This window comes from Iodobacter violaceini (assembly GCF_011601265.1).
Taxonomy (GTDB): Bacteria; Pseudomonadota; Gammaproteobacteria; order Burkholderiales; family Chitinibacteraceae; genus Iodobacter; species Iodobacter violaceini.
This window is the reverse complement of the sequence record NZ_JAAOLX010000009.1, coordinates 134,080-147,438: the sequence shown is the minus strand read 5'-3', so window position 1 is coordinate 147,438 and position 13,359 is coordinate 134,080. Positions and strand designations below refer to the sequence as shown.

Annotated in this window: 9 protein-coding genes and 4 tRNA genes; 5 read left to right on the top strand and 8 right to left on the bottom strand. The window is 52.6% G+C overall.

The genetic code is table 11. The features are described from left to right. Positions 1 to 132 precede the first annotated feature (132 nt). The 5 genes from HA050_RS17155 to HA050_RS17135 form a co-directional block, all read right to left on the bottom strand. On the bottom strand, positions 133 to 663 hold the full coding sequence (locus HA050_RS17155; RefSeq protein WP_166828844.1) for a PaaI family thioesterase: 531 nt from the start codon (positions 661 to 663) through the stop codon (positions 133 to 135). A 93-nt stretch (positions 664 to 756) separates the two neighbouring features. Continuing rightward, positions 757 to 832 (bottom strand) — tRNA-Asn (locus HA050_RS17150). A gap of 82 nt (positions 833 to 914) precedes the next feature. Continuing rightward, positions 915 to 990: transfer RNA gene (locus HA050_RS17145), tRNA-Asn, on the bottom strand. An 82-nt stretch (positions 991 to 1,072) separates the two neighbouring features. Beyond that, positions 1,073 to 1,148: transfer RNA gene (locus HA050_RS17140), tRNA-Asn, on the bottom strand. Positions 1,149 to 1,199: 51 nt separating this feature from the next. Then, a tRNA-Asn gene (locus tag HA050_RS17135) sits at positions 1,200 to 1,275 on the bottom strand. A 72-nt stretch (positions 1,276 to 1,347) separates the two neighbouring features. On the opposite strand from HA050_RS17135, the gene HA050_RS17130 reads away from it, so the two are divergent. From HA050_RS17130 to HA050_RS17115, 4 genes are all read left to right on the top strand, one after another. Then, positions 1,348 to 2,607: an AsmA family protein gene (locus HA050_RS17130; RefSeq protein ID WP_166828841.1), complete on the top strand. Its 1,260-nt coding sequence runs from the start codon at positions 1,348 to 1,350 to the stop codon at positions 2,605 to 2,607. 206 nt (positions 2,608 to 2,813) lie between these two features. Then, entirely contained in the window at positions 2,814 to 3,797 is a 984-nt protein-coding gene (gene ygfZ / locus HA050_RS17125) for a CAF17-like 4Fe-4S cluster assembly/insertion protein YgfZ (RefSeq protein WP_166828838.1), read from the top strand. 150 nt (positions 3,798 to 3,947) lie between these two features. Beyond that, positions 3,948 to 4,733, top strand: a complete 786-nt coding sequence (locus HA050_RS17120) for an enoyl-ACP reductase FabI (protein ID WP_115226124.1) — start codon at positions 3,948 to 3,950, stop codon at positions 4,731 to 4,733. A gap of 72 nt (positions 4,734 to 4,805) precedes the next feature. Next, positions 4,806 to 5,567, top strand: coding sequence for a class II glutamine amidotransferase (locus HA050_RS17115; RefSeq protein ID WP_166828835.1), 762 nt, complete (start codon positions 4,806 to 4,808; stop codon positions 5,565 to 5,567). Between the two features lie 133 nt (positions 5,568 to 5,700). Here the strand turns inward: HA050_RS17115 and recD are convergent, their stop codons facing one another. The 3 genes from recD to recB form a co-directional block, all read right to left on the bottom strand. Further along, positions 5,701 to 7,383, bottom strand: a complete 1,683-nt coding sequence (gene recD, locus HA050_RS17110; RefSeq protein ID WP_166828832.1) for an exodeoxyribonuclease V subunit alpha — start codon at positions 7,381 to 7,383, stop codon at positions 5,701 to 5,703. Between the two features lie 144 nt (positions 7,384 to 7,527). Next, positions 7,528 to 8,229, bottom strand: coding sequence for a 3'-5' exonuclease (locus tag HA050_RS17105; protein ID WP_240929128.1), 702 nt, complete (start codon positions 8,227 to 8,229; stop codon positions 7,528 to 7,530). 420 nt (positions 8,230 to 8,649) lie between these two features. After that, a complete protein-coding gene (gene recB / locus HA050_RS17100; protein ID WP_166828830.1) occupies positions 8,650 to 12,294 on the bottom strand; it encodes an exodeoxyribonuclease V subunit beta in 3,645 nt (1,214 codons plus the stop codon). 326 nt (positions 12,295 to 12,620) lie between these two features. Between recB and HA050_RS17095 the strand changes: the two genes are divergently transcribed. Then, positions 12,621 to 13,286, top strand: a complete 666-nt coding sequence (locus tag HA050_RS17095; protein ID WP_166828827.1) for a DNA alkylation repair protein — start codon at positions 12,621 to 12,623, stop codon at positions 13,284 to 13,286. Positions 13,287 to 13,359: the final 73 nt, after the last annotated feature.

Here is a 13,359-nt window from a genome sequence, read left to right as displayed (position 1 = left end):
GGCCCCGTTTGGGGGCTGAACAAGGAGAAAATTGCGACATGGTACGAGTACCATGAGCGATTTTTAACTAAGTACAGCCCCAAAAATGGGCTAAACCCGAAGGGCTGAGCCGGAAAATGGCCATTCACTGCGTTATGCTCCTCGGAAATAACCCGTTATTGCCTTCGTCGCATGCCTTGTGCCTGGCCGTTTTCCGGCCCGGCGCAATGGTGAATGAAACGTCAACAGACCCTGGCGCCGAATCACGCAGTTGGCGGTGGCATGGGCCAGCAGGGTGCCATCGGCTGATTTGATGTTTCCTTCTGAAACACCGATGCTCTTCGAAATATGCAAAATCTTGCCTTCGGCCAGCAGCTCAGTGTTTTTAGGAATGGCTTTCACCCTTTTTACATTTAAATCGACCGTGGCGTAGCTGGCCCCTGCCTCCAGCATGCTGTGTACAGCACAGGCGGTGACTGAATCAAGCACGGTGGCGGCAAAACCGCCGTGTACACCCCCCATAGGGTTCAGATGTCGCTCATCGGCCTGTGCGGTAAAGCGCACCAGGCCTTCGCTGATATGCACCATGCTCATCGGCATGGTTTGGGCAATGGAAGGCGCAGGCAGTTTGCCATCGGCCATGGCTTGCAGTAATTGCAGGCCCGTGAATTCGTTTGGATTCATAGCGTAAATGCTCAATTTGGGAGGTGTTTAAGGCAGCATGGCGGGCAAACAGCAGACGAAAAAAAACCACAGTTTGCACTGTGGTTTTTTAACTGGCTCCCCGACCTGGACTCGAACCAGGGACCTGCGGATTAACAGTCCGTCGCTCTACCAACTGAGCTATCAGGGAATAAAACGGTTTTTTATTTCGGAGGACTTAAATACTTGTCTTCAGAAACAAGAAGCGGCTTTTCAGCAGCACCTCTAAATATTGGCTCCCCGACCTGGACTCGAACCAGGGACCTGCGGATTAACAGTCCGTCGCTCTACCAACTGAGCTATCAGGGAATAAAACTGTTTTTTATTTCTGAGCGCTAAATGCTATACCTCAGAAAAAAGAAGCTGCTTTTCAGCAGCACCTTTAAATATTTGGCTCCCCGACCTGGACTCGAACCAGGGACCTGCGGATTAACAGTCCGTCGCTCTACCAACTGAGCTATCAGGGAATAACAGCTTTTACCTACTTTATCATCGCAGCCTGGTATCGTAAGATTCTTTGGCTCCCCGACCTGGACTCGAACCAGGGACCTGCGGATTAACAGTCCGTCGCTCTACCGACTGAGCTATCAGGGAATCGATGAAGGCCCGTATGGTAGAATCCGAACTCCTTTCTGTCAACATAAAGTATGAATTATTCGAGACGTTATGATGAAAAAAACAAGAACACTGTTGTTTTGTTTACTTTTATTCTTTGTAGTAATTGTATGCCTGCCGCTGATTTTGCCTTTGAATAACTATAAACCTCAGCTGGAAAAACGTCTTTCTTCGCTGTTACAAGCGCAAGTTTCTCTCGAAACGGTCGAGTTTTCCTATCAGCCCTGGCCCGTTTTCACGCTGAATAACGTAAAAATTGATGGTGAAGCAGGGAAAATTGAACAAATAAGTGTGCCGCTCAGCCTGTTTAATGTGCTTCAGCATGGTAAAAGTTTGAAAAATGTAACAGTGGCAGGGGTGAAATTAAAGCCTGCGCTTGCATTTACTTTGCCAAAACGCTTTGCCGCACTCGAGCAAGATCGCATTACTTTAGGTGATGTGGAGCTGACGAAGGCCAGCGTTTTATTAGATCAGGGTGAGCTGGGGCCGATTGATGGCGTGATCCGGTTTGCCAAAAATGGTGCCATGGACGATTTGCAGCTGGCTGATAAGCAAGGCCATCTTGATGTGCATATCAAACCTAAGGGCGACAATATTGGCGTAACGGTACAAGCCAGTAACTGGGAGCTTCCTCTTGGCTATCCGGTGGTATTTGAAAGATTATATTTAAGCGGCGAAGGCTCACCGGAAGGCCTGCTGATTGACGATATCCGTGGTGAAACTTATGGTGGCGTTTTAAGTGGTAAGGCACAGCTAACCCGGCAAACAGACTGGAACTTACAAGGGCAGCTGCTGGCAAAAGGGATTCATACCGAGCCGCTGAGCAAAATATTCAGCCCGGCTACGTTTGTTTCCGGCCGCATGGATGCAGATGTGCAATTTGTATATAGCGCGGCAGATTATTTAAAGCTTTTTGCGCATCCGCAGGTTGATGCCAGTTTCTTGCTGCGTGATGGGGCCGTTCATAATATGGATTTAGTAGCCCAGCTGCGTGCGGGTGAAACACCCGCTGGCCGGGGCGGGCAAACACGCTTTGATACCCTAAAAGGAAAAATGTTGATCCGTGATCGCAGCGTGCAGTTGCAAGGCATGGCACTGGGGGCGGGTAAATTTAATGCTCAGGGCGCGGTGCAAATTGCCGCAGGCCGGATTAATGGCTCGGTTTCGGGGCGCTTGCAAGCGGGTGTGTTAGCCATTGCAAATCAAATTCGCCTGTCTGGTGATCTTAGCAAGCCTGCATTAAATTCTGGTAATGCGGCCAGAACAGGTGAGCAGCCTCCTGCAACATCAGTTGATGAGTTGCTTCAGTAGCTTTCCCTGGATAAAACACCTTATTTTTAAGCGGATATAAATGTCCTGCGGAGTGCATCAGTGATTGATGCTCTCTGCAGGGCTTCGCTTACTTAGGGCTGTTTACACTCTGCATTAAAATTTACACCGCTAATCTCCGGGCAATTCGCTTGCTCATCATGAAAATCTTTATAATGGCGTTTTTCTAGCAAACAGCAGGGCACTCCATGGCTTGGACAGATCTACAGGGCGAATTGCAACATGGCGCAGATGAGCTGCAGGCCTTAGCAGAAAATGCTGTGATGAGCCCGCTGTCAAATTTTGCGGTGATTGCTTTTACCGGGGCAGAAACAGAGCCTTTCCTGCAGGGCCAGCTTTCCAGTGATGTGCGGGCTTTGGGCGAAAATTCGGCGCAATACTCAAGCTACTCCACACCAAAGGGGCGTATGCTGGCTAGTTTTCTGGTGTTTCGCCGTGGGGATGATTACTGCCTGCAGATTGCGGCAGAGTTGCAGGAGGCCATCCAAAAGCGTCTGTCTATGTTTGTGATGCGCTCAAAAACCAAGGCCAGAGATGCAAGCAGCGAGCTTTGCTTATTGGGCGTTGCGGGCCCTTTGGCCGCTGAAAAATTGTCTTCAGTATTAGGCGCTTTGCCCGATGCTGATTTTAGCAGCGTACATAAAGAAAACTGCACCGTGATTGCCTTGCCAGGCCAGCGTTATCAGCTGGTGATCAGTGCAGATGCGGCACCTGCACTCTGGCAGCAATTAGCCGCTGCAGGTATTGTGGCTGCAGCAGAATCACTTTGGCGTTTGAGTGATATTCGTGCTGGTGCACCCTGGATTACTGCTGCCACACAGGAGGCTTTTGTGGCTCAGATGGCCAATATGGATTTAATTGGCGGTGTGAGTTTTACCAAGGGCTGCTACCCGGGGCAGGAAATTGTGGCCAGAACGCAATATTTGGGTAAGCTGAAACGCCGTATGTATCGTGCCCGTATTGCAACAGAGCTGGCCGAAGCAGGGCAGGATGTATTTAGTAGTGAAATGAATGGTCAAGCCAGTGGTAAGCTGGTGTTGGCTGCACAGGCAGCAAAAGGCGTGTGGGAAGTCTTGCTGGTGGCTCAGATTGCCAGCCTGGAGCATGGTTTACATTTAGCTGCAGCAGATGGCCCGCAGCTGGAAATGCTTGATCTACCTTATTCTTTATAAGATCAACCGATGAGCATCGCTTTAAGCTTTGATTTACAGCGTGTAATCAAAGCTTAAAGTAGTGTTCACGATGATCATTGGCGTCAATGGGCGCGGTTTCGTCTATAATCCGCCCTCTGTATCTTAATTACATATATTAAAGGTGTTTGTATGGGCTTTCTCGCCGGCAAAAAAATCCTGATTACCGGTTTGTTATCAGACCGCTCTATTGCCTACGGCATTGCTCAGGCAGCTAAACGTGAAGGCGCAACACTGGCTTTCACTTATGTAAGTGAAAACTTGCGCCAGCGCGTAGTTGATCTGGCAAAAGACTTCGATACTGATTTGGTTCTGCCCTGTGATGTGGCCAGTGATGAGCAGATTGCCGAAGTATTTGTTGAGCTTGGCAAGCACTGGGACAAGCTGGATGGTCTGGTTCATTCCATTGGCTTTGCTCCGCGCGAAGCGCTGAAAGGCGATTATCTTGATGCCCTTAGCCGCGAAGCTTTCCACATCGCGCACGATATCAGCTCTTACAGCTTTGCGGCACTGGCCAAGGCTGCCCGCCCAATGCTGAGCGAAGGCGCTTCTTTAGTGACCATGACTTATCTGGGCGCAGAGCGTGCTATCCCTAATTACAACGTAATGGGCTTGGCTAAAGCTTCATTAGAAGCCAATGTACGTTATATGGCTGCGGCTTTAGGCGGCGATCGCGCTATTCGCGTGAATGCTGTTTCAGCAGGCCCGATCAAAACACTGGCTGCGGCAGGTATTGCTAACTTCAGCACGCTGTTAAAACGCGCTGCCGATGGCACGCCACTGAAGCGCAATGTAACGCAAGAAGAAGTGGGTAATGTAACTGCTTTCCTGTTGTCATCCCTATCATCTGGTATGACTGGCGAAGTGGTGATGGTGGACTGTGGCTTTAGCCACGGCGCGGGCGCGATGGAAAGCTGATCAAGCTTTTACTCCATTGAAAACGCCCGCTACCGGGCGTTTTTTGCATTTATATGTACAAGGAATAAGGCCATGTGCCAGCTACTCGGTATGAATTGCAATGTGCCTACCGACATCGTGTTCTCTTTTGAAGGGTTCCGGCGTCGCGGCGGGCAGACAGATCATCATTCTGATGGCTGGGGAATCGCTTTTTTTGAAGGCGACGGCTGCCGCATGTTTCTGGATTATCTGCCATCGGCCAGCTCGCCAATTGCCGATCTGGTGCGCGCCTACCCGATTAAATCGACCAATGTGATTGCCCATATCCGCAAGGCTACCCAGGGGCAGATCAGCCTCGCCAATACTCACCCGTTTCGCCGCGAGCTGTGGGGGCGTTACTGGATTTTTGCCCATAACGGCAATTTGCCGGAGCGGCCGGATTTAAGCAGCAGCCGTTTTATGCCGGTTGGAAATACCGACAGCGAACACGCTTTTTGCTGGATTTTATCTGAGCTTGCCCAGCGTTTTGTAAGCTGCCCGCCCTTGCCGGTTTTGAAGCAGGCATTGGCCGAGCTGGCCAGCCCCTTAATGGCAGTGGGCACATTTAACTTTTTGCTCTCTGATGGCCGCGCCTTATTTGCCCATTGCAGTACCGATCTGCATTACATCGTGCGCAAAGCCCCCTTTACGCTGGCGCATCTGAATGACACGGATGTCAGCGTCGATTTTTCCGAAGTGACCACGCAAAACGACCGGGTTGCCGTCATCGCCACCCAGCCGCTGACTGACAATGAAACCTGGATCAAAATGCAGCCGGGTGAGTTGCTGTGCTTTGTGGATGGGATGCCGGGGTAGGCAAATCCCCTTCAATCCCCCTTTTACTAAGGGGAAGGCTGCAATGCTGAATAGGGGAAGAGAATCAACTTCTAGATAAGTTTGATGTATTTATTCCCCCATTTGAAAAAGGAGGGCCAGGGGGGATTTTGTACTACCTCAACGCCGCTGCCAGCCCGCTCTGCCTAATCGATTGCTTGGCAATGGCTTTGCTCAGTACGTCATTGCTTCCCCAAATCTCTACTTTCTTTTTGGCGCGGGTAAGGCCGGTGTAGATCAGGCTGCGGCTGAGCAGCTCGTGCGGCTGGTCTGGCAGTAATAAAATCACCTCGTTAAATTCTGAGCCCTGGCTTTTGTGCACCGTGAGGGCCAGTGCGGTTTCGTGGGCGGGCAGGCGGGCGGGGCTGAACCAGCGCAGGGTGTTGCCTTCGCCTTTAAAGGCCACGCGGGGCGCGCCTTCCAGGATAAAGGTCAGGCCGATATCGCCGTTATAGAGCTGCACGCCGTAATCATTTTGCGTGATTAACACCGGGCGGCCTGCGTACCAGAGGCTGTTTTCGGGGATGAAGTTTCTGGCCTGCCAGTGCGCTTCTAACTGCTGATTCACCCCCATCACACCCGCATGGCCTTCGCGCAGGGCAGTCAGCACGCGGAAAGTATCAAAGGCGGCAAACGCCGCGCCCACATCGCCAGCCAGCACGGCCTGCCAGTAAGCCGCGTAGCCCTGATCGCAGCGGCTGAGCAGCGTTTTGCTATTGGGCTGCCAGCCTAATTCTGTTTCTGCCTCGGCAAATAAATCATCCGGCTGCAAGAGTGCCAATGCGCCCCTGGCGTCGCCCGAATTCACCAGGCTCGCCAGCTTGCCAATGCCACCGCCTGCGGCAAAGCGGTGGCTGTGTTCTAAATTCATCACTGCATTGCCCACGCTGCTGGCCAGGGCTTTACTGCGGGCAATCTCCACCCCAGTAGCGGTTTTGAGCGCCTGAATAAAATCGGCGCCGGGGGATTTTAAACTGCACAGCTCGGCAAATACCGCACCGGCATCCACCGCATCCAGCTGATCTTTGTCCCCGAGTAAAATCAGCCGGGCGTGCGCGGGCAGGGCCTCTACCAGCTGTGCCATCAAGGCCAAGTCGATCATCGATGCTTCATCCACCACCAGTACATCCAGCGCCAGCGGATTAGCCGCGTGATGTTTGAAACTGCCATCGGGCCGCGGCCCCAGTAAGCGGTGCAGGGTGGAAGCGGTTTCCGGGATAACGGCCAGTGTGGCAGGCGATACAGCCAGGCTGGATTTTCTCTCCCGCACCGATTCGCTCATTCTGGCCGCAGCCTTACCAGTGGGCGCGGCCATTTTAATGCTCAGGGTGTTGCCTTCCATAATTTGCAAAGCGGCCAGAATGCGCAGTACGGTGGTGGTTTTACCCGTGCCCGGCCCGCCGGAAATCACCGTCAGCTTTTGCATCACCGCAGCCGCAGCCGCTACTTTTTGTAAGTCTGGCTGAATGCCGGATGCAGGAAACAGCTCATCCAGCAGTGTGGCCAGCCTGGCCAGATCCACATCACATTTTTCCCCGGCCAATTGCCTCAGGCGTTTCGCGAGCTGCGATTCATACCACCAATAGCGGGTGAGATAGAGCCGGTCTTTGTCCTGAGTTAAGGGCTTAAACTCGCCCGGCCTGCCGATTAAGGGGCTGCTGAGCGGCGCAGTTTTAATGCAACTATGCCCCGCCGCCAGCGCCGCACACAGCTTAGCGAGGGTGGCGTTCAGCTCATCCGATTGCGGCCCGCAAAGGCGTTCAAAACTACGGCTTAGTTCAAAGGCAAAATCTGGCATGGGGTGCTCTTAAAGCGAAACGGGTAAAAAAGCCTAATGGATAACCTAAATCTTGAACCACAGAGAGCACGGAGTTTCACTGAGAAAACCTTTATTTCTCATGTTTTTGTCCATGGCCCTTTGTGTTCTCTTTTTCCTCCGTGGTTAAAGATTTAGCTCATTTTGCATATCGAGTTGTTTGTTGAGTAAATCAGGCACTTTGGCGGCGGCTGTTTTGCTGATTTTGTCCAGCAGGTCCAAATCAATCTGCTGCATTTTGCAGGTTTTGGCCAGATGCCTGGCGATATGGATCAGCAAGTGCGCCGAGACTTCTGCATCGGCTTCGGCCCTGTGGGCGGTGCCTTGAAAGCGAATGCCCAAGCTTGCCGCCAGGGTGGCGAGTTTGTAGTTGCTCATGCCGGGGAATAAGCGGCGCGATAGTTTAAGCGTGCAGTGCAGGCCTTGGTATTGCGGCAACAGATTAACGCGCTGGCTTTCGGCCAATAGAAACTTCGCATCAAAGCTGGCGTTGTGCGCCGACAGCGCATCGCTGCCGATAAATTCGATCAGCGCCGGAACCACTTCGCTGGCAGGTGGTGCCTTGTTGACCATGGCCTGGCTGATGCCGGTGAGCTGGGTAATAAAGTAGGGAATACGCACACCGCAATTGACCAGGGATACAAAGCGATCAGTAATCTGCCCGTCAACAATCCGCAGTGCAGCCACTTCGGTGATGCGGTCGGAATGGCTGATGCCGGTGGTTTCAAAATCCAGCATCACGATAGGACGGTTGAATGAAATCATGGGGTCTTTAAATGAATTATAGGGTGGATCTATACCCACATTGGTCTCTAAGAGCAGCGTCATTCCCGAATGATTTTATCGGGAATCCAGTCGCGCTGCTGGCCCCACGATAAAATCACACGGGGGGGACGGGGTTGCAAGTTGCTCGCTCCAGATCCTTTACGAGTATGAAGAAAAGTCATGATCAAATTGGTTTACTGCTTCATTTAGAGTGAAAAACCAATCGCAACGATTTAAGGGGCTTGTTTCTATCAAAAGCTCAATAAACTGTTTTTCAGATTTTTTTAGCTGGTTTTCCTCAACGGGTAATTGAAAAAAGCCAGCACTTTGGACTGCGAATTTATTAAGTGAAATATCTTTCAGGCAGCAATATTTAATTGCTGTAGTTTCATTTACATTTTTCCATATAACAATACTTTCAAATAATGGTGTTGGCTGCCCCGCGTGCTGCTTTAAAACTTTGTGTTCTCTGTGGCAACGATCTTAGGTTTTTGCAGACACTCCCATCAGCGCCACTTCAATATCATCCAGTAACTCCATGCTTGGCTTGCTGAAGTACACGCCGTTTTGCCCGTCTTGTTTACCCAGCCCGCGCATAAATAAGTAGTAAACGCCGCCGAATTGATCGTTGCTAAAATTGGGCAGGCGCTGGCGCAGGAAGCGGCGCACTGCCGCAGAATAGATCAGGTATTGCAGATAATAGTGGTGCTGGGCCATGGCGGGGATGAGTTTGCCGGGGGCGTAATCGGCCACGCTATTGCCCAGCCAGTTGCTTTTGTAATCGAGCACGTAAAATGCGTTTTCGTATTCAAACACCAGATCGATAAAACCTCTTAAAAAGCCGTTGATATGGAAGAAATCCAGCGTGCTGGCGGCGGCTCTAAACTCAGGTGGCAGCGATGGATGTTGCAGCGCTGCAATTAAGCGTTCGGGCTGGCAGTGGCTTACGCTATAGGTGAATTCCATTTCTGCTACGCGGTTTTTCGGCGGGATGCTGGCGAGGGTGAGTGCCTTGCTATCCAGCCGCGCAGAAACGGTGTCTTGTACCATTTGGCTGACGATTTCTAGCCAGTGCTCAGGGATACCATGGCGCTCCAGCTCTTTGGCGGTGGTGGTGAGCAGCGTGTCCGCATCCTGCCAATCCCATTCTTCTAAAATGGCGTGCAGGCAAGTACCGGCCACGGTGGCGGCGGCTTCCCGCTCTGGAAAGCTAAATACGGATCGGCCCTCTGGCGCTGCGGATGAATCGGCTTCCGGCGTATTGCTGGTGCTGTCTCTGTCTGGCCCTTCGGAATGATTGTGCGCGGTCATACCTGAAAAGCTGGCCACCCGCCATGTGGGGTAGAGTTTTTTGCCGAGGTAGGGCTTAAACACCAGTGGCTCGGCCGGGGCGGTTTTAAGGCCGGTGCGCGCACCGCTGGGCGCATCGTGCAGGGCAAACACTTCGGGGCTTTGTGCGCACATTGCCGTAATTTCGCCCAGCAGGGTTTCATGATCGTAAGCTTTTAGATGCTCTTTTTGTGCTTCTAATACATCGCCATGCTCCCCGGCAAGGGGATGCAGCAGCCAGGCCATGGCCGATTGCGACAGGCCGTCGCTGATTGCATAGCCACGGCCATCTTTCAGGCCGATATTGCCCCAGACGATATAGCAGCGATTCCTTGCCCGGGTCAGACCCACGTAAAGCAGGCGCAGTTTTTCTTCAAAGGCTTCCCGCTTGGCGCTGTCTTTATGCTCATCAAAATCTTCGCTGCCTAAATCCAGCCAGGCTTTGTCGTTTTGGTGATAGCGCACCGCCTCTGTGTGCTTGCCCAGCAGGCGGCCATCCCATAAAAACGGGCAGAACACGATGGGATATTCAAGGCCCTTGCTGGCGTGCAGGGTAACAATGCGTACACGGTCTTCATCGCTCTCCAGGCGCAACAGGGCTTCATCGCCTGCGTTTTTATTCTGGCGGCTAAACCACGCCAGGTGCTGCTCCAGGCCGGTGGCTTTGTGCGCTTGCAATAGCTCGGCCAGCTGTAGCAGATTAGTCAGCCGCCGCTCGCCATCTGTTAAAGAAAGTAAGCGTTGCGCCACATTGCGCCCATCCAAACCCTGGTATTCCAGCCATTCTCTGAACATTGGGATAAAGCCCTGCGTTTGCCAGAGTTTTTTCCAATGGGCAAAAGCGTCGGCAATCTGATCCCAGCCGTTGATTTCCAGGCGCAGCAGGGTGGCGGCATTGTTGCCCAGCAGGGTGCTGATCAGCGCGGCGCGTACCAGGCCCTGATTGGCTGGCTCGCTGATCGCGGCCAGCACAGAGTAAAGCTCAACGGCCTCTTGTGATTCCCAAACGCTGTCTCTTACCCGCAGCACGCTGGGCACGCCCAGCTGGGTAAGCGCATCCTGCATGGCTTTAGCCCGAAAACGATCAGGAACCAGCACGGCCATATCGCCGCCAGAGAGCGGACTATCTGCCAGCCTGGCTTTGCCTTCCCCGGCCAAACGCAGCAGTCTTTCGATTTCTTGTGCGGTGATTTGGGCGGCCAGATGATTGGCCGTTTCCTTGGGCCAGCTGATTTGCACGCCTTTTTCTGAGACGCCTTCAGGCTCGGGTAAAAACTGAAAGCGAAAAGGGGCGCTCTTTATATTGGGTGTGTCATTCTCGCCATCAACAATCAATTCCGGCCGGGGTTTACTCGCCGCTTTTACCGCGCTAAAACTGACATGCGGATCAACAAAAGCCTCGCCAGGCCGCTCGAACAGGGTATTTACCGCCGTGACTAAAGCGGGCACCGAGCGCTGATTGGTGTCCAGGCTTTCCTTGGCATCCACCAGGGCTTCGGCTTGGTGATAGGCGTGAATATCCGCGCCGCGAAAGCTATAAATCGCCTGCTTAGGGTCCCCCACCAAAAACAGCGGCGTGCTGCCATCTGCAAATACGCGCGAGAAAATATCGTACTGAATACCGTCGGTATCCTGAAACTCATCAATCAGCGCAGCCTTGTAGCGGCGGCGCATGGCCATGGCTAAGCGCTCGCCGCCTTCTGCGGTAAGGCCTTGCCACACGCGCAGCAACAGATCGTTAAAAGACAATTGCTGACGGCGGGCCAGGCGCTCTGGCAGCTCGATATCGCAGCGGCGGCGCAGCTCGGCCAGGCCTTGCTTTTGCCGCAATTCACAAGCTGTGCTGAGATCATTAATTAAGCTGGCCAGTAACTCCACCGCATCAAAAAAAGCATGCTCAGGCGGTGTTTTGCCTTTGGCTGTGCCGCTGATGAGCTTACTGCTGCTGAGCTTCACCAGCTCCTTGCTGTCGATATCCTGCCAGCCGCCATTGCCCGCGATATGGTCATCAATCAGCAAAAAGACTTTTTCTAATTGCTCTGGCTTATAGCTGGTTTGCTTTAAGGCCTTGCTGGCAGACAGCCCCTGCAACATGTCCTTAATAACCGCTGAATGCTCACTCCAAAGCTGGCGGTAGCTCTCAAAAGCTGCGGGCAGGGCGGCGCTTAATTCTGCGGTATCGGCCGCCACACCCAGCTCCACGGTATGCAGCAGTGGCTGGCCTAAATGGCCGTAAACCACCCGCAGCCATTCTTCCGGGCTGGCTTTGCTTTTAAGCAGGTATTCGGTGTAAATCGCATCAGCAGGGTAAACCTGCTCGCGCCAGAAATCTGCGGCAATTTCATCCAGCACCGGGCCGGTATCGCTGAGGATTTCCATACCAAAATCAGCGCCGCTTTCAAAGGCAGACTGGATCAGCACCCGCTGGCAAAAAGCGTGAATGGTATGAATCGCCGCCTCATCCAGGCTGGCAATGGCACGCTGCAAGCGGCGCATCACCTCAGTTCGCCGATCTGCATGCTGAATTAATAGCTGCTCACAAAACGGATCAAGCGCTTCTTCCCCCTCGAAAGATTCCAGCACCTCGGCAAGCCGCCCACGGATACGATCGCGCAGCTCGGCGGTGGCGGCTTCGGTAAAGGTGACGACCAAAATCTCCGGTACTTTTAAACCGTGTTCAATCACCAGCCTTGTATATAAACCCGTAATTGTCCAAGTCTTACCCGTGCCCGCGCTGGCCTCGATCATATGCGGCCCGGCTAATGGCATCTCAAACAGATTTAAGGGGCGAAGGTTCATGGGTATTCCAGGCGGGGCGGAGGATGAGCGGTATGGGGATTATAAAGGCTCAGCCTGACTTGGTGATGACGCTGCGTAATATCTTTGGGCCATATACCGGCAGTTGAAAGGCGAATCCCCCCTTACCCCTCTTTTTCAAAGGGGGGTAAAAGCCAAGGCAAGCAACGGCTCAAGTTTTTCTTTTTTTAAGAAGGGATAAAGATTGATTCAATTGGCGTATCTACTTCAAAAGTTCAGAATGATGTTTATTTCCCCTCTTTAAAAAAGGGGGGCATGGGGATTTATAAGTAAATAAACCAGACCTGAAAAACAATTTAAGAGGCTCCATGACTTCCTTTCAAAACCATATCCACAGCGCCATGCAAGCTATTGCAAATGATGCAGCCGCCATCGCCATGCGTGCCTATCAGCGTGATCAGTTTGAATTTCTGGGCGTGGCTGCACCCGCGCGGCGTGCCGCAACCATGCCCTTGATCAAATCGTTCAAGCCAGCCAGTGCCGAATCTTTACTTGCTGAAGCGCAGGGCCTTTGGGATTTTCCGCAGCGCGAATACCAATACATCGCCGTGGATTTGCTGGCAAGGCATGTCAAAGCTTTAACTGGTGCAGATATCCCGGCTTTACTTCGCCTGGCTCAGCAGAAATCCTGGTGGGATACGGTAGATGGCTTGGTGAAAGTGATTGGCGCGATTGCAAAAGCAGATAAAACCCAGCAAAGCCAGATGGACGCCGCGCTGCTTCACCCGGATTTTTGGATCAGGCGCATTGCCATGCTGCATCAGCTGGGCTGGAAGGGCGGGACTGATTTGATCCGCTTGCAACACTACGCCAGGCAGCTAGCCCCCGAAGGTGAGTTTTTTATCAGGAAAGCCATAGGCTGGGCGCTCAGAGAGTACGCCTGGCACGATCCTGCGGCTATTCGCGCGTTTTTACTGGAAATGGGCGATCAATTATCGCCACTCAGCCGCAGAGAGGCGGCTAAGCATTTGTGATCAGTGCTGTAAGGCCACGGCGCAGGCGGATCAATAAGCTTTCATCATGTTTTGATTCCAATGTCATTGCCTG

Bases quoted from the DNA above. Each gene is read 5' to 3' on its own strand.
- recB (WP_166828830.1), bottom strand. From the start codon at position 12,294: ATGAACCTTCGCCCCTTAAATCTGTTTGAGATGCCATTAGCCGGGCCG.
- HA050_RS17115 (WP_166828835.1), top strand. From the start codon at position 4,806: ATGTGCCAGCTACTCGGTATGAATTGCAATGTGCCTACCGACATCGTG.
- ygfZ (WP_166828838.1), top strand. From the start codon at position 2,814: ATGGCTTGGACAGATCTACAGGGCGAATTGCAACATGGCGCAGATGAG.
- HA050_RS17130 (WP_166828841.1), top strand. From the start codon at position 1,348: ATGATGAAAAAAACAAGAACACTGTTGTTTTGTTTACTTTTATTCTTT.
- recD (WP_166828832.1), bottom strand. From the start codon at position 7,383: ATGCCAGATTTTGCCTTTGAACTAAGCCGTAGTTTTGAACGCCTTTGC.
- HA050_RS17105 (WP_240929128.1), bottom strand. From the start codon at position 8,229: ATGACGCTGCTCTTAGAGACCAATGTGGGTATAGATCCACCCTATAAT.
- HA050_RS17155 (WP_166828844.1), bottom strand. From the start codon at position 663: ATGAATCCAAACGAATTCACGGGCCTGCAATTACTGCAAGCCATGGCC.
- HA050_RS17095 (WP_166828827.1), top strand. From the start codon at position 12,621: ATGACTTCCTTTCAAAACCATATCCACAGCGCCATGCAAGCTATTGCA.
- HA050_RS17120 (WP_115226124.1), top strand. From the start codon at position 3,948: ATGGGCTTTCTCGCCGGCAAAAAAATCCTGATTACCGGTTTGTTATCA.